General features: G+C 73.5%; 24 protein-coding genes. 4 read left to right on the forward strand and 20 right to left on the reverse strand.

From position 1 onward, the window contains the following. Positions 1 to 142: 142 nt before the first annotated feature. The 3 genes from Asera_RS25695 to Asera_RS25705 are packed head-to-tail and all read right to left on the reverse strand — an operon-like array spanning position 143 to position 2752. On the reverse strand, positions 143 to 643 hold the full coding sequence (locus Asera_RS25695) for a GyrI-like domain-containing protein (protein WP_030446446.1): 501 nt from the start codon (positions 641 to 643) through the stop codon (positions 143 to 145). 44 nt (positions 644 to 687) lie between these two features. Next, positions 688 to 1116 carry a VOC family protein gene (locus tag Asera_RS25700; protein ID WP_030446447.1) on the reverse strand — a complete coding sequence of 143 codons (429 nt, stop codon included), beginning with the start codon at positions 1114 to 1116 and terminating at the stop codon, positions 688 to 690. 52 nt (positions 1117 to 1168) lie between these two features. Beyond that, complete coding sequence (locus tag Asera_RS25705; protein ID WP_030446448.1) at positions 1169 to 2752, reverse strand: Rieske 2Fe-2S domain-containing protein; 1584 nt, start codon at positions 2750 to 2752, stop codon at positions 1169 to 1171. A gap of 237 nt (positions 2753 to 2989) precedes the next feature. Between Asera_RS25705 and Asera_RS25710 the strand changes: the two genes are divergently transcribed. Then, positions 2990 to 3214: a DUF2631 domain-containing protein gene (locus Asera_RS25710; RefSeq protein WP_030446449.1), complete on the forward strand. Its 225-nt coding sequence runs from the start codon at positions 2990 to 2992 to the stop codon at positions 3212 to 3214. A 164-nt stretch (positions 3215 to 3378) separates the two neighbouring features. Here Asera_RS25710 and Asera_RS25715 read toward each other — a convergent pair whose 3' ends face one another. The 9 genes from Asera_RS25715 to Asera_RS25755 all read right to left on the reverse strand — a co-directional run bounded on the left by Asera_RS25715 (position 3379) and on the right by Asera_RS25755 (position 13897). After that, on the reverse strand, positions 3379 to 4761 hold the full coding sequence (locus Asera_RS25715; RefSeq protein WP_084131577.1) for a DivIVA domain-containing protein: 1383 nt from the start codon (positions 4759 to 4761) through the stop codon (positions 3379 to 3381). After that, positions 4758 to 5885, reverse strand: coding sequence for a dual-specificity RNA methyltransferase RlmN (gene rlmN, locus Asera_RS25720; RefSeq protein WP_030446451.1), 1128 nt, complete (start codon positions 5883 to 5885; stop codon positions 4758 to 4760). The genes Asera_RS25715 and rlmN overlap by 4 nt, the downstream gene beginning before the upstream one ends. 66 nt (positions 5886 to 5951) lie before the next feature. Further along, entirely contained in the window at positions 5952 to 7154 is a 1203-nt protein-coding gene (locus tag Asera_RS25725) for a phosphatidate cytidylyltransferase (RefSeq protein WP_051802266.1), read from the reverse strand. Further along, positions 7154 to 7711 (reverse strand): ribosome recycling factor, encoded by a 558-nt coding sequence (gene frr / locus Asera_RS25730; protein WP_030446453.1) that lies wholly within the window; start codon positions 7709 to 7711, stop codon positions 7154 to 7156. The genes Asera_RS25725 and frr overlap by 1 nt, the downstream gene beginning before the upstream one ends. Before the next feature lie 86 nt (positions 7712 to 7797). Then, positions 7798 to 8586, reverse strand: coding sequence for a UMP kinase (gene pyrH / locus Asera_RS25735; protein ID WP_030446454.1), 789 nt, complete (start codon positions 8584 to 8586; stop codon positions 7798 to 7800). A 213-nt stretch (positions 8587 to 8799) separates the two neighbouring features. Then, positions 8800 to 9618 carry a translation elongation factor Ts gene (gene tsf, locus Asera_RS25740; protein WP_030446455.1) on the reverse strand — a complete coding sequence of 273 codons (819 nt, stop codon included), beginning with the start codon at positions 9616 to 9618 and terminating at the stop codon, positions 8800 to 8802. Positions 9619 to 9780: 162 nt separating this feature from the next. After that, complete coding sequence (gene rpsB, locus Asera_RS25745) at positions 9781 to 10686, reverse strand: 30S ribosomal protein S2 (RefSeq protein WP_030446456.1); 906 nt, start codon at positions 10684 to 10686, stop codon at positions 9781 to 9783. A 372-nt stretch (positions 10687 to 11058) separates the two neighbouring features. Beyond that, a complete protein-coding gene (locus tag Asera_RS25750) occupies positions 11059 to 12096 on the reverse strand; it encodes a hypothetical protein (RefSeq protein WP_030446457.1) in 1038 nt (345 codons plus the stop codon). A gap of 88 nt (positions 12097 to 12184) precedes the next feature. Next, positions 12185 to 13897 (reverse strand): MFS transporter, encoded by a 1713-nt coding sequence (locus tag Asera_RS25755; protein WP_051802267.1) that lies wholly within the window; start codon positions 13895 to 13897, stop codon positions 12185 to 12187. A gap of 24 nt (positions 13898 to 13921) precedes the next feature. On the opposite strand from Asera_RS25755, the gene Asera_RS25760 reads away from it, so the two are divergent. The 3 genes from Asera_RS25760 (at position 13922) to Asera_RS25770 (ending at position 17508) form a co-directional block, all read left to right on the forward strand. Beyond that, a complete protein-coding gene (locus Asera_RS25760; RefSeq protein WP_051802268.1) occupies positions 13922 to 14464 on the forward strand; it encodes a CGNR zinc finger domain-containing protein in 543 nt (180 codons plus the stop codon). A gap of 74 nt (positions 14465 to 14538) precedes the next feature. Continuing rightward, entirely contained in the window at positions 14539 to 15723 is a 1185-nt protein-coding gene (locus Asera_RS25765) for a pyridoxal phosphate-dependent aminotransferase (protein WP_030446459.1), read from the forward strand. 1095 nt (positions 15724 to 16818) lie between these two features. After that, entirely contained in the window at positions 16819 to 17508 is a 690-nt protein-coding gene (locus tag Asera_RS25770) for a M23 family metallopeptidase (RefSeq protein WP_244844021.1), read from the forward strand. Positions 17509 to 17729: 221 nt separating this feature from the next. Here the strand turns inward: Asera_RS25770 and Asera_RS25775 are convergent, their stop codons facing one another. From Asera_RS25775 to Asera_RS25810, 8 genes are all read right to left on the reverse strand, one after another. Continuing rightward, positions 17730 to 18899 carry an aminotransferase class V-fold PLP-dependent enzyme gene (locus tag Asera_RS25775; protein WP_030446461.1) on the reverse strand — a complete coding sequence of 390 codons (1170 nt, stop codon included), beginning with the start codon at positions 18897 to 18899 and terminating at the stop codon, positions 17730 to 17732. A 19-nt stretch (positions 18900 to 18918) separates the two neighbouring features. Then, positions 18919 to 19959 (reverse strand): tyrosine recombinase XerC, encoded by a 1041-nt coding sequence (locus Asera_RS25780; protein ID WP_030446462.1) that lies wholly within the window; start codon positions 19957 to 19959, stop codon positions 18919 to 18921. Between the two features lie 386 nt (positions 19960 to 20345). Continuing rightward, a complete protein-coding gene (gene dprA, locus Asera_RS25785; protein WP_051802269.1) occupies positions 20346 to 21578 on the reverse strand; it encodes a DNA-processing protein DprA in 1233 nt (410 codons plus the stop codon). A 590-nt stretch (positions 21579 to 22168) separates the two neighbouring features. Further along, positions 22169 to 23686 (reverse strand): YifB family Mg chelatase-like AAA ATPase, encoded by a 1518-nt coding sequence (locus tag Asera_RS25790; protein WP_030446465.1) that lies wholly within the window; start codon positions 23684 to 23686, stop codon positions 22169 to 22171. A 10-nt stretch (positions 23687 to 23696) separates the two neighbouring features. Continuing rightward, a complete protein-coding gene (locus Asera_RS25795) occupies positions 23697 to 24104 on the reverse strand; it encodes a YraN family protein (protein ID WP_051802270.1) in 408 nt (135 codons plus the stop codon). Positions 24105 to 24337: 233 nt separating this feature from the next. Beyond that, a complete protein-coding gene (locus tag Asera_RS25800) occupies positions 24338 to 24628 on the reverse strand; it encodes a hypothetical protein (RefSeq protein WP_030446467.1) in 291 nt (96 codons plus the stop codon). 141 nt (positions 24629 to 24769) lie between these two features. Next, positions 24770 to 25093 (reverse strand): DUF2469 domain-containing protein, encoded by a 324-nt coding sequence (locus Asera_RS25805; protein WP_030446468.1) that lies wholly within the window; start codon positions 25091 to 25093, stop codon positions 24770 to 24772. An 81-nt stretch (positions 25094 to 25174) separates the two neighbouring features. Continuing rightward, positions 25175 to 25900: a ribonuclease HII gene (locus tag Asera_RS25810; RefSeq protein WP_030446469.1), complete on the reverse strand. Its 726-nt coding sequence runs from the start codon at positions 25898 to 25900 to the stop codon at positions 25175 to 25177. Between the last annotated feature and the right edge of the window lie 92 nt (positions 25901 to 25992).

The following is a 25992-nucleotide window of genomic DNA, read 5'->3' on the forward strand; positions in this document are numbered from 1 at the left end:
GGCCACGCCGACCCGCGATCCCACCGGCGCGCATCAGCTCCCAGCGCGCCGCCGCCCGGCCTGTCCGGTCGCACCGGCGCGCCACGAGCCCCTGTGCGCGGCGCAGCCCGGCCGCTCGGTCGCACAGGCGCGGTCCAGGCCCTCAGTCGCGCAGCCGGAACGCGAGCTGGGTCTGCCACTGGTTGAGGTCGGGTTGCTGCGCCGGATCGGTCAGGAAGCGCTCCAGCCGGCAGCCCCAGTGCTCGCCGTCGGTCGCCCAGGTCATGTCCCAGCGCAGCCCCTGCCCGGCCGCCCAGCCGAGCAACCAGGCCGTCACCGGAACCAGGTCGTCCGGCCGGCCGACGTGGTCGAGCGTCGCGAACCGGCCACCGGGCAGTTCGCCGGCCATCACCTCGCCGCCCGCCGGTACCGGCTCGGCCACCGGAACCCCGGCCTCGATGCGCAGCGTCGCCGCCATGTCGATCACCCGGTACCGCAGGAACGGCGCACCAGCCGGCGGCACCCCACGGGCGGCCAGCCAGCCGAAGATCTCGGGGATCCGGTCGGCGACCGCGCCGATCGTACGCATCGTGACGGCGCCGGCGATTCCGACGTACGGCTGGGGCTCGCGGCGGACCACCTGGGGCAGGGCGTGGATGCTCATACCGGCGCAGACGATCGACCCCGCCCCGACTCATCGGTGGCCGGTCAGGTCACGCAGAACTCGTTGCCCTCCGGGTCGGCCAGCACGATCGCCCGACCGGTCGGCTCGTCGGTCTCCCACAGCCGCCGCGCGCCGGCCGCGACCAGCGTGTCGACGTGCTCGGTCACCCGCCGCCAGGCGTGCGCGCCGCGATCGCCGCCGGTGAGCTGGATGTCGAGGTGGACGCGGTTCTTCGCGGTCTTGCCCTCCGGCACCCGCTGGATGAAGATCCGCGGTCCGGCGCCGTCCGGATCGATCACCGCGGCCATGTCCCCGGCCCGTTCGGGCGGCACGCCGATCCGCTCGGCGAACCGCTCCCAACTGTCGAACCCTGCCGGCGGCGGCTGCGCCACGTAGCCCAGGGCAAGCGCCCAGAACTCGGCCAGCCGGGCCGGATCGGCCGCGTCGAAAGTCACCTGTACCTGATGTGCCATGCCGGCCACGCTAACCGGCGTTGCGGTCACGTCCTGACCGCAACGACGCGGGTCAGCTCTCCGGCTTGGCCGGCGCGTCGCGGCGGCTGGACCGGATCTCGTGGCCGACGCTGGTGATGCAGCGTCCCGACGCCAGGTCGAACTTCCAGCCGTGCATCTGGCAGGTGAGCACGCCGTCCTCGATCTTGCCGAACCGGGTCAGGTCCGCCTTCAGGTGCGGGCAGCGGCGCTGCACCACCCAGTCGCCCAGCACGATGTCCTCGGCGTCCGGCTTCTGCTCGGCGTACCAGCCCTCGGCGTAGTTGATCCGCTCCTCGGACAGGCACTTGAAGAACGCGTAGACGAACTCGTTGTACTGCCCGATCCGGGCCGCAGAGAACCGGCAGGACAGGAACAGGCTGTTCACCCAGTCGACCTCACCGGTGTACAGCAGGTGCTCGATCAGCCGGCGCTCGGTGCGGAACCGGTACCGCACCTTCTCCCCCGCGTACGGCCGGACCTGGCGGTCCAGAAAGTCGACCACGATCGACTCGACCTGCTCGGCGTCGGTGTCGTCGTCGCCGTTCTTGCCGGTGACCAGGTCGAACCGGACCGGGCCGCCGATGCCCTTCGCCATCTGCTCGGCCTCGGAAAGGATCGGCTCGATCCGCTCCTTCATCGTCGCCAGCACGTCGATCTCCGGATGCGACCAGGACGCCTTCTCCGCCTCGATCACGATGCGCTGCCGCTCGCGATAGTCCCGGAGGTGCTGCTCCTTGTTGGCGAAGAACTCGGCGACGTCCGGCACCGGCTGCGTCACCTCGCAGCCGTCCGCGGTGATCTCGGCGACCGTGCCCGGCAGCGGGATCACCGCGTTGTCGTACCCCAGCTCGCGCAGATGGTCGACGAACACCTGCTGGTCGGGGAAGATGTTCCCCTCGTCCCCGAAGATGTCGTTGAACTGCCACAGCTCGTCGTCCAGGAAGCAGGGCGGGCCGGCGATCGGGAACACCCAGCTCGCGTTCAGGTCGTCGATGTAGCGCACCGTGCGGTCGAACTGGCGGGCCCGCTTCTGCTTGCCGAACGCGGTCTTCGCCGCCTGCGGCAGCTCGTAGACCATCGGGTACCAGATGGCGCCGGAGAACTGGAGCATGTGCGCGTGCACGTGGCCGAGGTCGCGGAACACCGACAGGTCGGTCGGCCGGGCGTCGTTCTGGTTCAGCAGCCGGACCCCGTCGTACTCCACCCACAGCGACGAGTCGCCGATCGGGCCGTCGGTCGGCGAGGTCAGCGCCTGGATCATGACCTTCAGGCCGCCGTCGAGCTCCAGCACCTCGTCGCTGACGGTCTCGATGAAGTGCCGGAACCCCAGTGCCTCCAGCTCGTCACGCAGCTCGCTGGTCGGGTACGCCGGGAGCAGCACCGTGGTGTTCTTCGAGATGCGTTCCTTCAGGTTCTTCGCATCGAAGTGGTCCCGGTGCAGGTGCGAGACGTAGAGGTAGTCGGCCTGCCCCAACCGGTCCCAGTCGAGCCCGGAGTTGTCCGGGAACGGAAACCACGAGGCGAAGTAGGCCGGATTGACCCACGGATCGGTCAGGATGCTGCCCGCGCCCGTCTCGATGAACATGCTGGCGTGACCGGTACCCGTCACTCGCACCGCTGCGGTCCTCCCCTAGCGTGCCTGCGTCCGCCCGCGACGGTTGCCGCGCTCCCCGGACCCCTCCCCATCGGCGCCGCCACCGGGTGCGGCACGACGAGTGCGGCACCCAGAGTAGTGCGCACCGCCGCCTGCCGGGCGCGTGCCCACACCTCACCCGCTGCGGGGTCTGCCGGATACGACACCGGCGGGCATGTCAAACTGACAGACGTTCATGCGCGTACAGGAGGCTGCCCCGTGTCCGGATCGTCCGAACAGATCACGTCGCCCGACCAGCGCAAGCCGCTCAACCGCAAGGCCGCCCGGGCCGGCGCGATCATTTGCGCGATCATCTGCCTGCTGATGACGATCGGCAACCACGAGGGCCACGTCGAGGACGTGTTCCTCGTCGTCACCGCCGCGCTGCTGGTGCTCGCCGTCGTCCTCGACTGGCTGCTGCGCAAGAACGGCCTGCGCCGCTGACCGCGACCTCGCCGAACCACACGAACGCCCGGGTGCCGCGCGCACCCGGGCGTTCGTCGTCTCGCTGCCGCGCTGGCTGAAGCGAGGTGGCCGAGTGCTGCCGGCCCGGTGCCGCCGGGCTGAGGGCGGTGGCCCGACGCTTCCCCTCGCCGGGCCGTACCGATTCAGCGGGCGATGCCGCGGCGGGAGAACATGTCCCGCACGTCGCGTAGCGCCCCGTCGACCTCGGCCTCGAACAGGCCGCCCTGCACCAGGCTGAACTGGCCCGGGTCCAACTCGCTGTCCGAGACCTGCACGGTGGCACGGCCCGACATCGTCGCCGCGATCGCGTCGAACAGCCGGTTCACCTGCTGCGGGTCGTAGCCGCTGCCGAACCGGCGCACCTGGAACGTGCGCCGGGCCTGCTCCAGGCGGTGCAGGTCATCGGGGGTGAACGGCGAGTCCGCCGCCGGTATCTCGGTGGTCATGTCGACCTTGCCGTGCCGGCCCGGCTCGAAGCCGGTCTCGAACCGGCCGGTCGGCGCCGGCTGCTGCTGCTGCTCGTAACCGTGCCGGATCTCGCCGGTCGGCGGCTCGAACCGCGGCGGCTCCGGCTCGTACCCCCGGGGCTGGTCGAACGCGGGCGGCGGGTAGCCGGCCGGGTCGAACCCGGCGGCCGGCTGCGGTGGCGCCTCGTAGCCGCGATGCGCGTCGTAACGCTGTTCCGGGGCGAACGACGGCGGCTCGGGCTCGAACCGCTCCGGCTCCTGCTCGTACCGGGACTCGCGCCGGCGGCCGTCCGCAGCCACCGGATAGTCGCCGGTCGGCTCGTAGTCCGACCGCACCGGCGGCAGCTTCTGGGTGAAGTCCTCCGGCTGCTGCGGCGCCGGCGGGCGCGGCATCGCCCGGCCAGGCGCGGCCGGCACCTCCGCCCGCCCGGCACCGGCCGGGTCGGCGGGCGGCACCGAGGCGGCGGCGCGCGCCGGCCGGACCATCGTCGGCTCGTCCTCGCGGACCGGGCGCGGCCGGTCGTCCCGGCCGCCGTACCCGTCCCGACCGTACGGGTCGTGCTGTTGCGGGGCCGGGTCGTAGTCGCGCTGCGGAGGCGGGGCGTCGAAGTCCCGGCGCGGCGGCGGCGCGTCGTACCCACCGTCGTAGCCGCCACCGTCGTAGCCGCCACCGTCGTACCCACCGCTCTCGTAGCCGCCCGGCTCCGGCCGCGGCGCCGGCTCCCGGTAGGCGCCGAGGCTGTCGTCGCCCGGTGGCAACGCGAACGCCGAGCCCGGGCCGGCCAGCTGGGCCGGCTCGGCGGCCGGCATGCCGCCGCCCTCTTCCAGCGCGGTGAGCTGTCGCTCCACCCGGTCCAGGTGCATGTCGACCTGCCACTCGTCGTAGCCGCCGAACCGGACCCGGAACACGAAGTCGTGAACGTCGCGCGAGGTCACCGGCGACCCGAGGGGGCTGCCGGCCAGGGTGGCCTCAACGCGCTCGAGGAACTCGTCGACCTCGTCGACCTTGTATCCACGTCGCAACGCGCGCCGACGAAACCGTTGACCCTGTTGACTCACTCGCCCACCTCCGCAGCCGCAAGCTGTCCACACGCACCGTCGATCTCCCGCCCCCGAGTGTCACGCACCGTGGTCGGCACGCCGGCCGCGCGCAGCCGCCGGACGAACTCCCGCTCCACCGGCTTGGGACTCGCGTCCCACCGGCTTCCCGGGGTCGGGTTGAGCGGGATGAGGTTGACGTGCGCCAACCGATCCGACAGCAGCCGACCCAGCAGGTCGGCCCGCCACGGCTGGTCGTTCACATCTCGAATCATGGCGTACTCGATCGACACCCGTCGTCCCGTTCGGGACGCATAGTCCCATGCTGCGTCCAGCACCTCGGCGACCTTCCAGCGGGTGTTGACCGGGACCAGCTCGTCACGCAGCTCATCGTCCGGGGCATGCAGCGACACCGCGAGCGTGACGTTCATCTCCTCCTCGATCAGCCGGCGGATCGCCGGCACCAACCCGACGGTCGACACGGTGACATGCCGCTGCGACAGGCCGAGCCCGGTGGGGGACGGCTCGGTGATCCGGCGCACCGCGGCGACCAGCCGGGCGTAGTTCGCCAGCGGCTCGCCCATGCCCATGAACACGACCCGGGACAGCCGGTGCGGCGCCCCGGTCAGCCCGCCGGCAGCGGCCAGCCGCGCGGCCGCGACGACCTGCTCGACGATCTCGCCGGTGGACAGGTTGCGGGTCAGCCCGCCCTGGCCGGTGGCGCAGAACGGGCAGCCCATGCCGCAACCGGCCTGCGAGGAGACGCACACCGTCACCCGATCCGGGTAGCCCATTGCGACGCTTTCCACCAGCGCGCCGTCGTGCAGCCGCCACAGCGTCTTGTGAGTGGCGCCGTCGTCGGCGGCCTGCTGGCGGACCGGCGTGGCCAGCACCGGCAGCAGCGCCTCGGCCAGCCGGCCCCGGGAGGCGGCCGGGATGTCGGTCAGCGCCCCGGCGGCATCGTCCGCCGCGGGGTCCAGCAGGCGGCCGAAATAGTGCTGGGACAACTGGTTGGCGCGGAAAGCGGGCTCGCCAAGGGCGACCACGGCCTCCCGGCGGGCCGCCATGTCCAGGTCGGCCAGGTGCCTCGGGGTGGGGGGACGGCGTCGGGTCGTGGGCTCGGTGATCAACGGCAGGGCTGTCATGTCCTGGCCAGTGTCCCACGTCCACGCACGATTGCCCGCCCCGGCAGGTTGCACCCGACGCGCCCGTCACCCGGCCGGCGCGAGCACGCTCAGCAGCGCGAACGAGACGGGTACCGCGAACAGGATCGAATCGAGTCGATCCATCACGCCACCGTGCCCGGGCAGCAGGTTGCCCATGTCCTTGATGCCCAGGTCGCGCTTGATCATCGACTCGGTCAGGTCGCCCAGTACCGAGACCAAACTCACCGCGACACCGAACACCGCGCCGGCCCACAGCGGCTGGTGGAACACGAAGTACATCAGGATGGCGCCGGCGATCGCACAGGTGAGCACGGAGCCGGCGAAGCCCTCCCAGGACTTGCCGGGGCTGATCCGCGGTGCCATCTTGTGCCGGCCGAGCAGCACCCCGACCGCGTACCCGCCGGTGTCGCTGCAGACCACCATCGCCAGCGCCGCCACGACCCGCGCGGCGCCGTCCTCCGGCCGGGCCAGCAGCACCGCGAAGCCGGCCAGGAACGGCACGTACGCGGCGATCAGCGCACCCGCCGCAACGTCTCGCCGGTAACCCGGAGGACCGTCGGCGAGCCGCCAGATGAACACCGCCACCAGGGTGAACACCAGCCCGATGGTCAGCGCCTCCAGGCCGCCGAACCAGGCCAGTCCCTGCATCGCCACCGCACCGGCGAGCAGCGGTACCAGCGGCGGGCGGGTGCGCTTGGCCGGTTCCGCGGCGCGGCCGAAGGCGCGCACCGTCTCCCAGGTACCGAGCACCACGCCGGCCGCCACGACGAGCAGGAACGCCGCCCGCTGCACGTACAGCGAGGCGAGCACGATCGCGCCGAGGCCCACGCCGACCCCGATAGCGGCCGGCAGGTTGCGGCCGGCTCGCGGCTTGTGGTCGTCGGCCGGGGCCGGGGTGCCGAACGGTGCCGGATCCCGGGCCGGGTCCGGCGACGCGTCGCGGTGCGCCGGGTCGGCGGCCGGCGGGACCGGCAGCTGACCGGTCGCCGCCCAGTCGCCGTCCGCGGCGTCGGCGGCCCGATCCGGCCGCGGACCTGCCTCGTACGTAGCCGGGTCGATCGCGGGCTGCGCCGCGGTGACGTCCCAGCCGGGCCCCGCCGGGGCGTCCCAGTCCGGCGCCGGGTGGTCGGCCGGGGTCGCCGGGGGCACCGATGCCGACCCGTCGGGGTCATCGGCGTCCGCAGCGCGGTGCCGGCCGTGCGAGGGCCGGGGCTGCTCGTACGAGGAGAACGGTCCGCTGCCTGCCATCAGACCTCGAGAAGCTCGTCTTCCTTGCGCTTCAGGATCTCGTCGACGCTCCCGGTGTACTTGTGCGTGACGTCGTCGAGGTCCTTCTCGGCGCGGCGGACCTCGTCCTCACCGGCTTCGCCGTCGCGCATGATGCGGTCCAGCTCCTCCTTGGCCTTGCGCCGGATGTTGCGCACGGCGACCTTGGCCTCCTCGCCCTTGCCACGGGCGACCTTGACCATCTCCCGGCGCCGCTCCTCGGTCAGCGGAGGCAGGTTGATGCGCAGCTGGGTGCCCTCGTTGGCCGGGTTGACGCCCAGGTCCGAGTCGCGCACCGCCCGCTCCATCGCGCCGATCTGGGACGCGTCGTACGGCTTGATGATCGCCATCCGCGCCTCCGGGACGGCGATGGAGGCGAGCTGCGGCAGCGGTGTCGGCGCCCCGTAGTAGTCCACCATGATCTTGGCGAACATCGCCGGAGTGGCCCGGCCGGTGCGCACCGTGGCGAAGTCCTCCTTGGCGTGTTCGATCGCCCGTTCCATCTTCTCCTCGGCTTCGAGGAGTGTGTCGTCGATCACCTTGTCGCCTCCTTAGGCGCGGTCTTGAAGAAGATTGTCGCCGACCGGCCGGGATGCGACGCGGGCGGCCGGCGGAGCGGTTCGGGTCACTTCGCCCGGGCGGGCGTGAGCAACGTACCGATCTTCTCGCCGAGAATCGCGTGCACCACGGTGTCCGCCCCCTCCGCACCGAACACGAGCATGGTCAGGCCGTTCTGATCGCACATCGCAAACGCGGCCGCGTCGGCGATGGTCAGACCGCGCTGCAGCGCCTCGGCCAGGCTCATCGTGTCGACCTTGGTCGCGGTCGGGTCCTTGCGCGGGTCGGCCGTGTAGACCCCGTCCACGCCGTTCTTGCTCATCAGCACGACGTCGGCCTTGATCTCCAGGGCTCGCTGCACGGCGACCGTGTCGGTGGTGAAGTACGGCATGCCGGCGCCGGCGCCGAAGATCACCACGCGGCCCTTCTCCAGGTGCCGGATGGCGCGACGCGGGATGTAGGGCTCGGCGACCTGACCCATCGTGATCGCGGTCTGCACCCGGGTCTCGACCCCGCGCTGCTCCAGGAAGTCCTGCAGCGCCAGGCAGTTCATTACGGTACCCAGCATGCCCATGTAGTCGGCCCGGGCACGGTCGATACCGCGCTGGTTGAGCTCGGCGCCGCGGAAGAAGTTGCCGCCGCCGACCACCACGGCCACCTGGACGCCCTGCTGCTGCACGGCGGCGATCTGGCGGGCCAGGTCGGCGACCACGTCCGGGTCGACGCCGACCTTGCCGCCGCCGAACACCTCGCCGGACAGCTTCAGCACCACCCGCCGGTACTTCCCGGACGGGGTCGGCGGAACCGCCGGGGCCTTCTCCGCGTCGCGCTGCGCCGCCGTGCTGCCTGCCGCCATGCTCTCGCCCTTTCCTGCCGCCCTCGATTGTCCGCGCTATGCACGGTACCGACCCGCCCGGTTTCCGCCGTGGGCGGCAGGCCGCCGGGCACGGCGCCGATCGCGGGCGCGAACACGGTGCCGACCGCACCGCGCCGGACACGACCCGGCGCCCCCGCGACGGTGTCCGCCGGACGGGGGCGCCGGGTCGACGTACGCGCCTCGAGACCTGGGTCAGTCCTGGCCGACCTCGAACCTGGCGAACGCGGTCACCTGGACGCCGGCGGCCTCCAGGACCTGGCGCACCGACTTCTTGTGCTCGGTCACCGACGCCTGCTCCAGCAGCACGTAGTCCTTGAAGTACGCGTTGACGCGGCCCTCGACGATCTTCGGCAGCGCCTGCTCCGGCTTGTTCTCCTCGCGGGCGGTCTGCTCGGCGACCCGGCGCTCGTTCTCGACGACGTCGGCCGGCACCTCGTCGCGGGTCAGGTACTGCGGGCGCATCGCGGCGATCTGCATCGCGGCGCCGCGGACCGCGGTGGTGTCCTCGCCGGAGTACGAGACCATGACGCCGACAGCCGGCGGCAGGTCGGGGCTCTTGCGGTGCAGGTACACCGAGATCGGGTCGTCGAGCACGGCGAACCGCTTCACGACGAGCTTCTCGCCGATCTTCGCGGCCTCCTCGTCGACCGCCTTGGCCACGCCGCGGCCATCCGGCAGCGTCGAGGCGAGCAGCGCGTCGAGGTCGGCCGGCCGGGTCGCGTCGACGTGCTCGACCAGCGACTGGGCGAACTCGATGAACGGGCCGGACTTGGCCACGAAGTCGGTCTCGCAGTTGAGCTCGAGCATCGCGTTGCCCGACTGGGCGACCAGGCCCTCGGCCGCGGTACGGCCGGCGCGCTTGCCGACGTCCTTGGCGCCCTTGATGCGCAGCAGCTCGGTGGCCTTCTCGAAGTCGCCCTCCGCCTCGGTGAGGGCCTTCTTGGAGTCCATCATGCCGGCGCCGGTGAGGTCGCGGAGCTTCTTGACGTCCGCGGCGGTGAAGTCAGCCATTGTTCTCTCTCTGGTTCAGCGGAAGTCCGAGTAGGAAAGTGCGGATGCCCGACGCGCGCCGGCGGCACGGCAACGCGCCGGCCGGCCACAACGTACGGGCACCGACACCGCGTTCGGTGCCGGTGCCCGGGTGTCGATCGTGTGCCACGTCGGGCGAGACGATCAGGAGTCGGCGCCGGCCTTGGCCTCGTCGCCGGGCTCGGCCGGCTTCTCGGCCGCGGGCTGCCCAGCGGCGGGCTGCTCAGCGGCGGGCTGCTCGGCGGCGGCCTCCGCGGTCTGCCCGGCAGCCGGGTTCTCCAGCAGCTCGCGCTCCCACTCGGCCAGCGGCTCGGCGGAGGCGCCGGTCGCAGCCGGCTTCTCGGTGTCGCCCAGGGCGGCACCGGCACGGGCGATCTGGCCGTCGGCCGCGGCGGTGGCGATGACCTGGGTCAGCAGCGTGGCGGACCGGATCGCGTCGTCGTTGCCCGGAATCGGGTAGTCGACCTCGTCCGGGTCGCAGTTGGTGTCCAGGATCGCGATGACCGGGATGCCCAGCTTGCGAGCCTCGTCGACGGCGATGTGCTCCTTCTTGGTGTCCACCACCCAGATCGCCGACGGCACCTTCTGCATGTCGCGCAGACCGCCGAGGGTGCGCTCCAGCTTGGTCTTCTCCCGCTCGAGCGAGAGCCGCTCCTTCTTGGTCAGCCCCTGGTCGGCGCCGATCTGCTCGATCGACTCCAGCTCCTTCATCCGCTGCAGGCGCTTGTGCACCGTGTTGAAGTTGGTGAGCATGCCGCCCAGCCAGCGGTGGTTGACGTACGGCATGCCGACGCGGGTCGCCTGCTCGGCGATCGCCTCCTGCGCCTGCTTCTTCGTCCCGACGAACAGGACGTTGCCCCCGTTGGCGACGGTGTTCTTGACGAACTCGTACGCCTTCTCGATGTAGTCGAGGGTCTGCCGCAGGTCGATGATGTAGATGCCGTTGCGGTCGGTGAAGATGTACCGCTTCATCTTCGGGTTCCACCGACGGGTCTGGTGCCCGAAGTGGACACCGCTCTCCAGGAGCTGTCGCATCGTGACGACGGCCACTGAGTTCTCCTCACATCGTGTGCGGGACGGGCCCGCACTCCCTGGTTGTCGCGGCGATCGGTGATCACCGCCCTGGTGCCCGATGTCCGCTCGGTACCCGTGGGAACGGGACCAGGGAGACGGTGTCCACCGCGCATCGCTGCGACGGTGTCGGGCACGCGAGGTCGACCGAGAACCGCACTCGGGAAGATCACCCGGGCACGGCGATACGGTCGCCGAGGGTCAAGTGTACGCAGCCGGTCCGCCGCGCAGCGAGCGGCCGGACGCAGCGGCCCATCACGCAGCGAGCGGGCCGTACGCGGCGGGCCCAGCACGCAGCGAGCGGCGGACGCAGCGGCCCGCCGCGCAGCGAGCGGTCGCTCGGCTCGCCGCTCAGCCGGCCGCCATCGCGCCGGCGAGCACCAGCAGGACGCCGGCGAACAGCAGCGCGACCGGGCGGCGGGACAGCGCCGCGAGCCCCTCCCCCGGCCGTACCCCGAGGCGGCCGGTGAACAGCTGGTAGAACCCGGCGGCGAGCAGCGGCAGCCCGGGCAGCAGCAACAGGCCGGACACCACGCCGCCGACGGCCACACCGTCGCTCATCAGCGAACGCACCAGCACCACGGCGATCGGGATGTCGAACAGGATCGCGAGCGAACCGAACAGCCAGGCCAGCTGCGCGTGCGCGCGGTGCACGGTGCCCCCACCGGTACCGCCACCGGAGTAGACCGGTACCTGCTCGGTGAGCTGCGTCGGCTCGTGCAGCAGGTCCGACAGCGCCGCGCTCGCCTGCGGCTGAGCGGGCTGTTGCGCCTGGTGCTCGCCCGGCGCGGGCTGCGCGCTCTGCTGCTGGACGCCGGAATGCGGCTGTGGCCCGGGCTGCTGTTGGGCCCCGGGCTGCTGGGGGGCCCCGGGCTGCTGGGGGGCCCCGGGCTGCTGGGGGGCCCCGGGCTGCTGGGGTGGGGGCGCCGGCGCCTGCTGCTGGCCGAGTGCCTGCTGGTGCGCGGCCGGCGAGCCGGCCGGGCTGGCCCGGTGCGGCACGGACTGACGGGCAGGCTGGTGCGGCAGTTGCGGGGCCGGCTGCTGCTGACCGGCCGGCTGCTGGGCGGCGACCTGGCGCGAGGCGGCCAGCGGCGCGCCCGGCGACACCGGCTGGTAGGTGGTCGGTGACTCGACCGGTCGGGACGGCACGCCGTCCTCGTCGGTCAGGCGCAGGTCGTCCTGGCCGCCGGGACGGCGGCCGGTCGACTCCGCACCGTCCGGCTGCGGGGTGTCCGGGTAACGCGGGATCCGTTCGGCGTAGCGCCGTTCGCCGTCCCGGCCGCCCGAGTAGCCCGGCGCGGTGCTCGGATAGTCGACGTCGTGGTAGCCCTGGCCCGGGTAGCTCGAGGCGCCCGCCTCGGCGGGGCCGCTGTCTCGGTGTGTAGCCACGACCGGGCACGCTAAGCCACCGACCCCCTGGGCCGAAAGACCGGTCCACCACCGTGAGCGACCCCACAGAGCGGTTGATCCCGACATGTCAGGATATCGATGCGCGTCTATGGGCAGCCACGGCGGCGACGGCGAGCGCGGCAACCTGGGCGAGCCCCGCCAGTACCAGGGCGGGCCGGGCCGAGGAGGCGGCGAGCAACCCGGACAGGGCCGCGCCCACGGCGTAACCCGCCTGCTTGATGCTCACCCCGGCGGCGAAGACCTGGGTACGCAGGTCGGGCGGGGCGGCCCGGTGCCGGAGCTCCAGCAGCGCGGACAGCTGCGGACCGTCGCCCAGCCCGACCAGCGCCGCGCCGGCCAGTGCGACCGGCCACGACGGGGCGCACGCGAGGACCGCCAGGCCAGCGCCCATCACCCCGGTCGCCGCCGCGACCTGGGCCGGCGCACCGATCGGTACCGGCCAGCGGGCGAGCGCGGCGGTCGCCAGCAACGCACCGCCCGCGGTCACCGACAGCAGCAGGGCGCCGGCCCCCGGCCGACCGGTCAGCGTCGCGCCGAGCACCGGCAACGCGACGGTCGCCGACCCGATGCCCAGGTACGACAGGGCCGAGACGAGTGTCGCCGAACGCAACATCCGGTCGGCCAGCACGGCCCGCGCACCCCGCCGCAGCATCGTCGCGAGCGATGCACTCGACGCCGGCGGCTGGATCGGCTCGGCAGGCACGGACGCAGCGTTCGACGCATTCGCCGCGGCAACAGAGCTCGCCTCGGCCGGGGCGGAGGCGGTACCTGACCCGGCCATCGCGGACCGCCGTCGGGGACCAACCGCCGCGGCAACAGAGTTCGGCCCGGCCGGAACGGAGGCGACATCCGACGCAGCCGGCGGGTAGGTGGTACTCGGCTGGGCCGTCGCGGCGGTCGGGCAGGGTTCGGCCGCCCCGGTGTCAGAGTTCGGCTCGCCCGGCAGAAGGGGCGTGCTCGGTTCGGCGGACGGCGCGGCGATGCCCGACGGTGCCGACAGGGACGCGCCGGTCGGTTCGGGCGGCGGGTACCCGGTGGTCGGCTCGGCGGACCGGGAGGCGGCGGTCGGTTCGACGGACCGGGAGGCGGCGGTCGGTTCGACGGACCGGGAGGCGGCGGTCGGTTCGACGGACCGGGAGACGGCGGACCGGGAGACGGACCGGGAGGCGGGGGTCGGCGCAGGCGGCGGAGATGCGGCGGTTGGGTTCGCCGGGTTCGGGCGGCGCGGTGGGAGTGCGAGGGCGAACGGAGCCGCGGCGAGCAGCAGCATCGCGGCGGCCAGTACGGCGTGGGTCGGGTGCAGGGTGGCGGCCAGTACGCCGGCCAGCGCCGGACCCACGAGCGCGGACACCGCGAAGGATGCGGAGTCGGCGGCGTAGCCGCGACGGATCGCCGCCGGCGAGACGACCGTCGCCAGCCGGGAGCTCCATCCCGCGCTGAGCGCCGGGCCGAACGCGCCGGCCGCGACGGCGACGAGTACCGCCGGCCACAGCGCCGCGCGGGCGAGGACGACGGTCAGCAGGGCCAGACCGGCGGCGTACCCGAGCAGGCAGCCGGCAAGGAAGCGGGGCGGGCGGTGGGCCCGGTCGAGTACCGCGCCGAGGAGCGGGCCGCCGACCGCGGTGGCGGCGGTCAGCGCACCGAGCACCAGCCCGGCCGACCGGGTGGAGCCGGTGGCGGCGAGACCGAGCAGGACCAGGGCGGGACCGGATGCCTCGTCGCCGGTGCGGGCGGCGGTGGCTCCGGCGAGGTACCGGGCCAGCCCGTAACGGCCTCTCATGAGAATGACGTTACACTGGAGAGCATGGACGGAGTTCGCTGGACGGCCGGGTCGGCGCCGATCGAGGCCGCACAACGGGCGGCGGACCTGCTGATCGAGCTGCGGTCCGGCGAACCGGATCTCGCCGGGCGGCTCGCCGCGGTGCTCGCCGAACACGGCGAGGCGGGCGTCGAGCTCGCCCCGGTCGAGATCGACGACCTGCGGGCCGCGGCCGAGCCCGTGGACGCCGTGTTCGCCGCGACCGACACCTCCGCCGCAGCCGACGCACTGAATGCCCTCTTCGCCCGGTACGCGGGGCCGCCCCGGCTGACCGCGCACGGCGGTACGGCCTGGCACCTGCACGTCGACGCGGACGATGACGGGCGCTGGGGCGAGTGGTTCGCCACCTCCTCCGGACTGGCGCTCGCGGTACTGCTGGCCGAGCGGCAGGCGCCGCCCGGCGGGGTGTGCGCCGCACCGGGATGCGCTCGCCCGTTCGTCGCGCACGGCGCGGGATCGCCCCGGCGGTACTGCTCCAGCCGGTGCGCCACCCGGGTCCGGGTCGCCCGACACCGCTCCGGCAACTGACCCACCGCCGCCAGCGTGGCCCTGGCTGCGAATCGCACCGACGGAGCCGTCGGGACACGCTCTAGGGTGGCGCCATGACGAGCACTGGGACCGATCCGCTGGTGGCACGGATGCACGAGTTCGGTACGACCGTCTTCGCCGAGATGTCGGCGCTCGCGGTACGCACCGGCGCGATCAACCTGGGGCAGGGGTTCCCGGACACCGACGGTCCGGCGGAGATGCTCGCCGCGGCGACCGCCGCGATCCGGGACGGGCACAACCAGTACCCACCGGGGCCCGGGGTGCCCGAGTTGCGCGCCGCCATCGCCGAGCAACAACGGCGGGACTGGCAGCTCGGGTACGACCCCGATGGCGAGATCGTGGTGACCGCCGGGGCCACCGAGGCGATCGCGGCGGCGATCCTCGGCCTGTGCGAGAGCGGCGACGAGGTGGTCTGCTTCGAGCCGTACTACGACTCGTACGCGGCGTCGATCGCGCTGGCACACGCGGTGCGGCGACCGGTGACGCTGCGGCCGGGGCCGGACGGCTACACGTTCGACCCGGACGAGCTGCGTGCCGCGTTCGGGCCCCGCACGCGGTTGCTGCTGCTCAACTCCCCGCACAACCCCACCGGCAAGGTGTTCACCGCGGCCGAGCTTGCGTTGATCGCGCAGCTGTGCCAGGAGCACGACGTGTACGCAGTGACCGACGAGGTGTACGAACATCTGGTCTTCACCGACTCGGCCGCGCCGCACATCCCGCTCGCCGGGCTGCCCGGCATGCGCGAGCGCACCATCCGCATCTCGTCGGCCGGCAAGAGCTTCTCCTGCACCGGCTGGAAGGTCGGCTGGGCCAGCGGTCCGGCCCGGCTGGTCTCCGCGGTACTGCGGGTCAAGCAGTTCCTGACGTTCGTCAACGCGGGTCCGCTGCAACCCGCGGTCGCGGTCGCGCTGCGGCTGCCGGGCAGCTACCTGACCGGGGTGCGGGATCGGTTGCAGGCCGGCCGGGACCTGCTCACCGCCGGCCTTGCCGAGGCGGGGTTCGGCGTGCACCCGTCGTCCGGGACGTATTTCGTGACCGCCGACATCGGCCCGCTGGGCGGCCGGGACGGAATCGAGTTCTGCCGGGCGCTGCCGGATCGGTGCGGCGTGGTCGCGGTACCGACCCAGGTGTTCTACGACAACCAGGAGGTCGGCCGCCGGGTCGTCAGGTTCGCCTGCTCCAAGCGTCCCGAGGTACTCGCCGAAGCGGCGAACCGGTTGCGCGCGCTCGCCGGCTGAGGCGCCGTGCCCCTGCCGACACCTCCCTAGCACACCGGCGCATGTTTTCCGGTTCGCTGTCCACAGGCATCCTGGTTATCCACAGTTTGCGGTGAGGTGGTGGCGCCTGGTGCTTTTTGGGGCGACGCTGCCCGGGTGGGACGTATCAGCGGATCGACGCACCGAACCCGACACGCCAGCCTGCCCGTCGACGACCGGGAGCCCGCCGGCGATCCGGCCCCGGGGTCGAGCGCCGCTCCGATCGGCGCCGATGGTCCGCGGTCGAGCGAGTCACCCGACCCGACGCCACCAGACTGGGTGGATCTCGGCTGGGCCGCGGGCGACGACTGGATCGCCGCCCCGGACGCTCGGCCCCGCCTGCAGCTGGTCGCGACGCCACCCGACGCACCGGCGGGAAGGATCCGGGCTCGGCTGGTCGGCGTCGGGAGGATCCTGACCGTGGTTCGGGGGACCCGGCTCGGTCGCGGACGCGCGCCGCGGGCTGCGCACGACTCCACCGAGACCGGATCGAGCGCCCAGACCACCGCGCGCCGGCTGCGCCTCGTACCGTCGGCCACGACGTTCCGGCCGTCACCCGATCCGGCGCCGGCGCCGAAGCCAGCCGGTGACGTCGGCACCGCACGGACCGGCGGCGCGGTGACGGGTGCGGGCGGCGTCGTGGTTCCCTTGCTGGCCCGGCGCTCCCGCCCGAGCGCCGACCCCGCTGTCCTGACCGAGGGTCTGCGCACGGCCGGCGACCCGCGGACGAGCAATGCCGCAGACACCAACGGCGGCCTGCCGACGGCCGGCGATATGCACACGGGCGAGGTCCTGGAGACGACCGACCGCACGTGGAATGCGGATGCGGCGCAGACCGCGGGCGGCACGCCGAAGACCGACGCGGCGGAGACCACCGGCGGCCTGCCGAGGGGCGACGGCCCACCGACGACCGATGCCGAGGAGACGACCGGCGCCAGAAGGAGCGTCGGCACAACCGAGCCCGCCGCGACGGTGGTTCGGCTGCCGGAGAGGGCTGGCGCGACCGGACCGGCCGCGACGGTCACCCGACTACCAGCGAGCACTGGCCCGACCGGACCGGCCCGGACGGTGGCTCGGGTGCCGGGACGACCTCGCCAGGTCATCGACGACGGCCGGCTCGACGCCGCCGCCCGGTCCGCGCCCGTGGCGGATGGTTCGGCTCGCCGGACCGCCCGGGTCGCGATCGATCTGTTGCGCCGGCACGCTCGCCGCCCGGGCCGATCGATCCGGGGCCGATGGATCGCCGCCGTGGCGGCGGTGGCGGCGCTGGCGATCTGTGGGGTGCTGGCCGCCCAGCAACCGGCGCGCGGTGGCCCGGCCGGCCCGGCCCCGGCGCCCCGCGCCGGATACCGGTGGCCGCTGCCCGGCACCCCGGCGGTGGTGCGCGCGTTCGACCCACCCCCGAAGCGCTGGCTGCCCGGCCACCGGGGCGTGGATCTGGGCGGTGCCGCGGGCACGCCGGTGCTCGCCGCCGGACCGGGCGTCGTCGCGTACGCCGGCCACATCGCCGGGATCGGCGTGATCAGCATCGAGCACGCCGGCGGGCTCCGGACGACCTACCAACCGGTGCGGCCGCTGGTGCACGCCGGCGAGCACGTGACCGCGGGCGAGCGCATCGGCATCCTCGATGCCGGACATCCGGGGTGTCGCCGGGGCGCGTGCCTGCACTGGGGGTTGCGCCGCGGTGAGCAGTACCTGGACCCGCTGAGCCTGCTCGGCTTCGGCCGGGTCCGACTCCTGCCGCTGGCCCCCGAACGGGCAGCCTGAGCCGCCTCGGCGCAGTCAGCCGACGGCTCCTCGGCTCAACGCTCGCCGCCCCGGCCCGGCGGGCGTGCCGTCCGGCCGGCGAGCGTTCCGGTCGGCAGCCTGCCCTGCCTCCGGCCGATGTCGGACGGCAGCGGCAGCGGCAGCGGCAGCGGCAGCGGCAGCGGCAGCGGCAGCGGCAGCGGCAGCGGCAGCGGCAGCGGCAGCGGCAGCGGCAGCGGAGCCTATCGGGCTCGGAGCAGGGTGGGTAGGGCGCGCGCCAGCCCCTCGAAGTCGTCGGCGCCGTTGTAGACCTGCGCGCAGATACGCAGCAGGCCGATGCGACGCCACGCGGTCACCGCGACGTGGGTACGCAGCTGCTCGGCGATCCGGTTGCGCAGCGCGCTCGCCGCCTCGGCCGTGGTGGCGACGCCGGGTGGCAGCCGGACGACCCGCATGGCCAGCTCCGGTGCCGCGCGGACCGCCGGCGTGCCCAGCGCCTCGGTGATCAGGCGCTGGCCGTACCGGGCGAGCCGGGCGTTGTGGTCTCGCACGACGTCCAGGCCCAGCGCGGTCATCGTGTGCAGGCCGGCCGGGGCCGCAAGCCACCCCGCGAAGTCCTGGGTGCCCTGGAACTCGACGCTGGCGGGGAATCCGTTGTCGTACTCCCACGACGCGGCGAGCGGCCGGATGCTCGCGCGATGCGCCGCAGCGACGTACAGCAGTCCGGCCCCGCGCGGTGCGTACGCCCACTTGTGCAGGTTGCCGAACCAGGCGTCCACGCCCAGCGTCGACACGTCGACATCGATCATTCCGGGCACGTGTGCCGCGTCGACGGCCACGAACACGCCGCGGCGGTGCAGCTCCGCGGCGAGCCTGCGCACCGGGAACAGTTTCGCGGTGGCCGAACTGATCTGGTCGATGACAGCGACCCGGGTCCGGTCCGTGGTGGCCGCGAGGATCGCCGCGACCACTGCATCGTCGTCGTCCTCCAGCCCGACCTTGGCCTCCACGACGGTGGCGCCGGTTTCGGCGCACCGACGCGCCGCCTCGATCCCGACCGCCCCGTACGCGTGGTCGGTGAGCAGGATCTCGTCACCCGACCGCAGCGGTACCGAGCCGAGCACGACGGCGCACGCCGCCGTCACGTTCGGCACCAGCGCGGTGCCGTCGGGGTCGGCGCCGACGAACCGGGCGAGGTGCCGGCGGGTGTGCCGGAGCCGCTCCATGATCCCGGGCGGCTTCAGAAACCGCATCGGGTCCGCTTCCTGTTCCTCCCGCAGCCGGGCCGCGGCCCGCTGGGTCGGGATCGGCGCAGCGCCGAACGAGCCGTGGTTCAGATGCACGTAGCTCGGGTCCAGGGTGAACAACAGCCGGGCGCCCGGCAGCGGCTCGGGTGGCTTGTCGTTGGGCATGGCCACGGCGGTCGGCCTTTCACGCGCGAGGGTGTGCCTGACGGTACGCGCGGCGGAGCCGTTCGACCGAGACATGGGTGTAGAGCTGTGTCGTCGCCAATGATGCATGACCCAGCAGCTCCTGCACCGAGCGCAGATCCGCTCCCCCGTCGAGCAGGTGGGTGGCGGCCGAGTGTCGCAACGCGTGCGGCGCCACCGACGGCACCCGTGCTTCCGCTGCGCGGGCGGCGACGATGCGGCGCACCGTACGGGGGTCGAGGCGGCCGCCGCGCACCCCGAGCAGCAGCGCCGACCCGCCCCGGGGGGTCAGCAGCCGCGGCCGGCCCTGCTGCAGGTAGGCCCGGATCGCCTGTTCGGCGGGCACGCCGTACGGCACGGAGCGTTGCTTGTCGCCCTTGCCCGTGACACGGATCAAGCGGCGCTCATCGTCCACGTCGCGGAGGTCGAGGCCGCAGAGTTCGGCGACCCGTACGGCCGTCGCGTACAGCAGCTCCAGCACCGCCGCGTCGCGCAGTGTCACCGGATCGCTCGCGTGCGGTTCGTCGCCCGGCGGCGCCGTACCTGCGTCCGAGGCGGCGGTGACACTCGACACATCGACGGGCGAGACGTCGGTGGCGGCCGCCCGGCCCGCGCCGGGCGCCTCGACGAGCGCCGCGGCCTGGTCCACGGCGAGGACCGTCGGCAGCGTGCGATCGGCCCGGGGCACGCCGAGCTGGCGTGCCTGATCGACCCGAACCAGGCCAGCGCGCTGCGCCCACCCCGAGAACGTCCGGGCGGCCGCCGCACGGCGGGCGAGGGTGCTGCGGGCCGCGCCGGTACCGCGCTGGCGGGCAAGCCAGCTGCGCAGCACCGGCAGTGCCAGCGCGGCGTCGAGGGTCTCGGCATGCATCCGCCCGGCATGGTCGAGCAGCTGGACGACGTCGGTCAGGTATGCCCGGATCGTGTGCGCCGAGCGTGCCCGCTCACTCGACAGGTGTCGGGCGAACTGGTCGATCGCGTCCCGGAAGTTCTCCGGCAGCGCCTCGTAGCGTGCCTCGGTGGAACTCCCCTTGCCGGCCATGCCTCGTACGGTCGGCGCGGCGCGGACCATGGTCAAGCCGACTCGCCGTCGGCGCGAACCAGGCCCGACCGGCTTTGCCGCCCCCAACCGGGCCCACCGCCCTCACCGCCCTCACCGCCCTCAGCGCCCTCAGCGCCCTCAGCGCCCTCAGCGCCCTCAGCGCCCTCAGCGCCCTCAGCGCCCTCAGCGCCCTCAGCGCCCTCAGCGCCCTCAGCCGGGCCTACCGCCCCCGACCGGGTCTGTCACCCCCGACTGGCTCGCCGCGCCCAACCCGGTCTGCCGCGCCCAACCGGGCCCGCCGCCACCTGGCCCGCCGCCCCCGACCGGGTCTGCCACGCCCAGGCGGCCTGCTGCGGCCATCCGGCCTGGCGCGCCCGGGCGGATGGTCAGCCGCGGATGTTCGGCTGCTCGCCCGCCGACCCGCTCGGTTTCTGCTCGGGCCGCAGGCGGTAGCCGACGCCGGTGTCCTCGATGAAGCCGAGCATCGACAGCAGCGGCACCGTGCGCCGCACCTGCTGGGCCGAGACACCGGCGGCAACGGCGATCTCCTCCACGGTGGCGGCGCGGCGCAGCGGCACCGCGTCCAGCACCGTGGTGGACACCGCATCGAGGTCGTCGCGGGCGGTACGGACACCCTGCGGGATCGGTGCGAGGTCATCGCCGATGCGGCCGACCTCCTCGATCACCTCCGCCGCCGTCGAAACGAGTCTCGCCTCGTCCTGCCGGATCATCAGGTTGGTGCCGACGCTCATCCCGGACGTGATCGGACCGGGCACGGCCAGCACGATGCGCCCCAACTCGCGGGCGCGGCGAGCGGTGTTCCTGGTGCCGCTGCGGGCCGAGGCCTCGACCACGACGGTGCCCCTGGACAAGGCGGCAATGACCCGGTTGCGGATCAGGAACCTGTGCCGCTGGGCGCCGGCACCCGGCGGCCACTCGCTCAGCAGCAGTCCGTCCTGGCCGATGCGCTCCAGCAGGCCGGCATTGGCCATCGGGTAGCTGATGTCGAGCCCGCATGCCTGAACCGCAACGGTGGGCCCGCTCGCGGCGAGCGCGCCGCGATGGGCCGCCGCGTCCACGCCGTACGCCCCGCCGGAGATCACGGTCCAGCCACGGTCGGCGAGCCCGAACGCGAGCTCCGCGGTGACGTGCGTGCCGTAGTCGGTCGCCGCACGGGCACCGACCACGGCCACCGCACGGTGCGCGGCCTCGTCGATGCGGCGCCCGCCACGGGCCCAGAACAGGATCGGCGGATCGGTGTGCGGGTCGGCCCGTGGATCGGCGTCGCGGCCGATGCGGACCAGATCCTCGACCTGGACCGGCCACTCGTCGTCCTCGGGCACGACCACCCGGCAGCCGAGTCGTTCTCCCTCGCGGGCCAGCTGCAGGGCGCGCTGCACCGGGTCCCCGGCGGCAAGGCGCGCGGCCGCGGCCGAGCTGACCCGGCCCGGCACCGCTCCGGTGTAGAGCCGGCGGAGCACCTCGACCGGCCCGAGCTCGCGAACCATCCCACCGAGCGGCCGGTGCCCGGGCTCGACCAGCCAGCACAGGGCGACCCTGGCCAGGCGATGCTGTTGCCAGCCGATGGTCTCCGCGGCGCGGGCCAATCGGGCACCCACCGGGTCGAGCCACGGCGTACGCGTACCGGTTGCCGGGAGGTGCAGCTGGACGGAGCGCTCGACCGCGGCGGGTCGGACTGTGGCTGGGCCCGGGCCGACACCCGAGGCACCGGCAGTGCCGGCGTCCCAGCCGACGGTGGCATCACCAGCAGCACCAGAGCCAGCGGCGCCCGGGGAAACCGAGTCCGCACCACCAGAGCCTCGGGCAACAGAGCCTCGGGCAACGGAGTCCGGGCCAAGATGGCCAGGCGCCGCGGAGTCCGGGCCAAGAAGGCCAGGCGCCGCAGAATCCGGGGCAGCAGGGCCAGGGGCACGCGGATCAGGGGCAACCGGACCGCCGAGCGGATCAGGGGCAAGCGGCTCAGGACCGAGGCGATCCGGACCGAGGCGATCCGGACCGAGGCGATCCGGACCGAGGCGATCCGGACCGAGGCGATCTGAGCCAGTGGGATCACGGTCGCCGGAGACGCGGTCGAGAGCCTGGTCGGCGGGCCGGTCGGATCGTTCGGTCATGTCTCCCACCTCGGGTAGCCAGCTGGGTCTGGTCAGGTTGGACCGGCGACGCCGGCCCCGGACGATCGTGTGCCGCGTCACGGCGTGGTCCTGGTGCGCAGCTCGATCGCCTCCGCCACGTCACCGGCATCGGGCCGGGACCGGCCGGCCAGGTCGGCCACCGTCCACGCGATCCGCAGGACCCGGTCGTAGCCGCGCGCCGACAGGGCACCGCTGTCCACCAACCGTTCGGCGAGCACGCTCACCGTGCGCGGCAGTCGCCACCGGCCGGAACGCAGCATCCTTCCGGGGATGGTGGCGTTGAGCGGTCCGGCGCCGCCGGACCAGCGGACCGCAGCGCTGTCGCGTGCCTGGCGCACGCGTGCCGCCACCGTGGCGGAGTCTTCCGGCGCCTGGCCCTCGACCAGCAGGTGCGCGGAGCGGACCGGAAGCAGATCGAGCTGCAGATCGACCCGGTCCAGCAGCGGACCCGACAGCCGGCCCAGATAGCGGCGGCGCACCAGCGGGCTGCACAGGCAGTCGCCGCCGCGTTCTCCGCAGGGACAGGGGTTCGCGGCCAGCACGAGCTGGAATCGGGCCGGGAAGCAGACGCTGCCGGACGCGCGAGCCAGCCGGATCTCGCCGTTCTCCAGCGGCTCGCGCAGGGCGTTGAGCACCCCGGGCCGGTACTCCGGCGCCTCGTCCAGGAACAGCACGCCGTGATGCGCGAGGGAGATCGCACCGGGTCGGGGCAGCCCGCTGCCACCGCCGACGATGGCGGCCGGCGTCGAGGTGTGGTGCGGGGCCTGGTAGGGCGGCTGGCGCAGCAGGCCGGCGGACCCGGGCAGCGCGCCGACCACGGAGTGCACCGCGGTGACCTCCAGCGCCTGCTCGTCGGACAGCGATGGCAGGACACCCGGTAACCGTTCGGCGAGCATCGTCTTGCCGGCGCCGGGTGGCCCGAACAGCGCGACGTTGTGCCCACCGGCCGCCGCGATCTCGATCGCCCGGCGACCCCGTTCCTGGCCGACGACGTCGACCAGGTCTGCGCTCGCAGCGCTCGCGGTGGCATCGTCGTCGGCCGCCGGGCCGGGCAGCTCCGTCTCCCCGCGCAGGTGGGCGAGCAGCATCGCGAGCGTGTCGACGGTCTGCACGACGGTGTCCGGCACGAGCGCCGCCTCCCGACCGTTGCCGGCGGGAACCAGCACCCGGTGCACCCCGGACCGGCCGGCGGCGAGCACGGCCGGCAGCACGCCGCGGACCTGCCGGACCCGTCCGTCCAGGCCCAGCTCGCCGATCAGTGCGACGTCGTGGAGGCGATCGACCGGCACCGCGCCGGCGGCACACAGCACGGCCGCGGCAACACCGAGATCGAACAGCGAGCCGTGTTTGGGCACCGACGCGGGGAGCAGGTTCACGGTGATGCGCCGGTTGGGCCACGGGAGGCCGGAGTTGATGACCGCGGCGCGGATGCGCTCCCGCGACTCGTTCACCGCGGCGTCCGGCAGCCCGGAGACGATCATGCCGGGCAACCCGGCGGACAGGTCGGCCTCGATCTCGATCAGCCGGCCGGTCAACCCGAGCAGGCCGACCGACAGCACTCGCGCGTAGCCCATTGCCGGCGCCTCAGAACGCCGCGGTCAGGTGTTCGAGGTGGACCGCACCACCGGGTGGGACGAGCACGCTGATCACGTCGAAGCGCAGCGGGCCGCGGCGGGTGCCGGTGCAGGCCAGCCAGTCGAGCGCGAGGCGGCGGATGCGGCGTGCCTTCACCGGGCCCACGGCCGCGGCCGGCGGCCCGAACTGCTCCGACCGGCGCGTCTTCACCTCGCAGAACACCAACGTCCCGGTACCGGGGTCGAAGGCGACGAGGTCGAGCTCGCCGCGTGCGCAGCGCCAGTTGCGCGCGAGCACGGTCAGGCCGTGCGCGCCGAGGTGCGCGGCAGCCAGCCGTTCGCCGAACCGGCCGAGCGCCGTGCGCCGCTGGTACGTGCTGGGCTGATCGCCGCGCAGCCCCGAACCTGATGTGTTCATCGAGCACCTCCCGGATCACGGCAACGGTGCCGCGAACCGGGCGTCCGATCGGGTGCTCAGGGCAGATCTGTGGACACCGAACATCCCTGTGGACAGAGGTGACGAACACCGGAAACCGTGCTACGCGGGACAGGACGCACGGACGCACGGACGCACGGACGCACGGACGCACGGACGCACAGCCCCACCGGCGCACAGGCGTGCGCGCTGGCACCGGCGCCGGTGCGTAGGGTTCAGGCCTGGGAGTCCGGGTCGGTACCTTCGTGCGGCGGCGCCGGCTGCCGGGGTCCGGGCGCGCCGCTGGCGTCGCCGCCGCGAGAGATGCGGCCGCGGCCCGGCAGCGGACGCTCACCGGTGTCGATGTCGCGGCCGCCAGGCCCGACGTCGGGGCGGTAGATGCCCTGGACCGGCCGCTGCCCCTCCGAGGTGCCGGGCATCGCCGGCGGGTTCGGACCGGTGTCGGGCGGCATGTCCGCCTCACCCGGCGGGTCGCTGTCGTACGGCGTCTCGCGTGGTTCGTCCATGCCGTGGGCATACCCGACGGCGAGCGGATCATCCCTTCCGATCGCGCCGGGTCGCCGACGGTCCGCCGGGCGCCGGGAAAGACCGGATCGGCCGGCGGGCCGGAACCGACATGAGGCAGGTCAGCGGGTTCGGGTCGCCGATCAGGTCCCGAAGCTCGCGTCGTCCGGCAGCGAAATGTCCGGCTTGTCGAGCTCTTCGATGTTGACGTCCTTGAACGTCATCACCCGCACGTGCTTGACGAACCGCGCCGGCCGGTACATGTCCCAGACCCAGGCGTCGGTCATCTCGACCTCGAAGTAAACCTCGCCGTCGGTGTTGCGCACCGCCAGGTCGACCGCGTTGGCCAGGTAGAACCGGCGCTCGGTCTCCACGACATAGGAGAACTGGCGGACGATGTCGCGGTACTCGCGATAGAGCTGCAGCTCCATCTCCGTCTCGTACTTCTCGAGATCCTCGGCGCTCATCTCGTCGCGTCCTCCATGCCGATATTGTCGCCTACGCCGGCGAGCCGGTCGCCGCGGGGACGCGCCGACGCCCCGAGCAGATCATGCCTCGCCGGCATCTGCCAGCAAAAGCGTCGACGCCGGTAGGGCGGGTCGCAGCCGCCGGACCGCGGGGTCGGCCCGATCCGCCACGGCCGCGACGTTCACGTACGAGAAGCGGTGCTCGGGGCAGGGGCCGTGCTGTTCGAGTGCCGCCGAGTGCACCGGCGTGACGTAGCCCTTGTGCTCGGCGAAGCCGTACTGCGGCCACCGCTGCGCCAGCTCGGTCATCATCCGGTCCCTGGTCACCTTGGCCAGCACGCTCGCCGCCGCGACGCAAGCGGCGACCCGGTCGCCCTTCCAGACCGCGAGGCCCGGCACCCCGACCCCGTCGACCGGGAACCCGTCGGTGAGCACGTAGTCCGGCGCCGGCGCCAGCCGGGCGAACGCGCGACGCATCCCGGCCACGTTGCACACGTGCAGGCCGCGGACGTCGACCTCGGTCGGGCCGATCACGACGATCTCGTACGCCTCGGCCCGCGCGACGACCTCGTCGTACACCCGTTCACGGGCGGCGGCGGTGAGCAGCTTCGAGTCGGCGAGCCCCGGAATCTCGCCACGCTTGCCGGCCGGCAGCACCGCCGCGGCGACCACGAGCGGACCCGCGCAGGCGCCCCGGCCCGCCTCGTCGGCGCCGGCGATGCGGCGGAAACCACGGCGGCGCAGCGCCTGTTCCAGCCCGTACATGCCGGATCCGCGACGGATCACGGTGCGCTGTGGCGCGAGCATCTGCCGGCTACCTCCGTGGAGCGACGCGGACGAGCGCGCCACGCTACGCCACTCGTGGCCGTCGGCTCGTACCGGCCTCCCAGCCTACGGCG

Origin of the sequence: Actinocatenispora sera, assembly GCF_018324685.1 — a bacterium.
Lineage (GTDB): Bacteria > Actinomycetota > Actinomycetes > Mycobacteriales > Micromonosporaceae > Actinocatenispora > Actinocatenispora sera.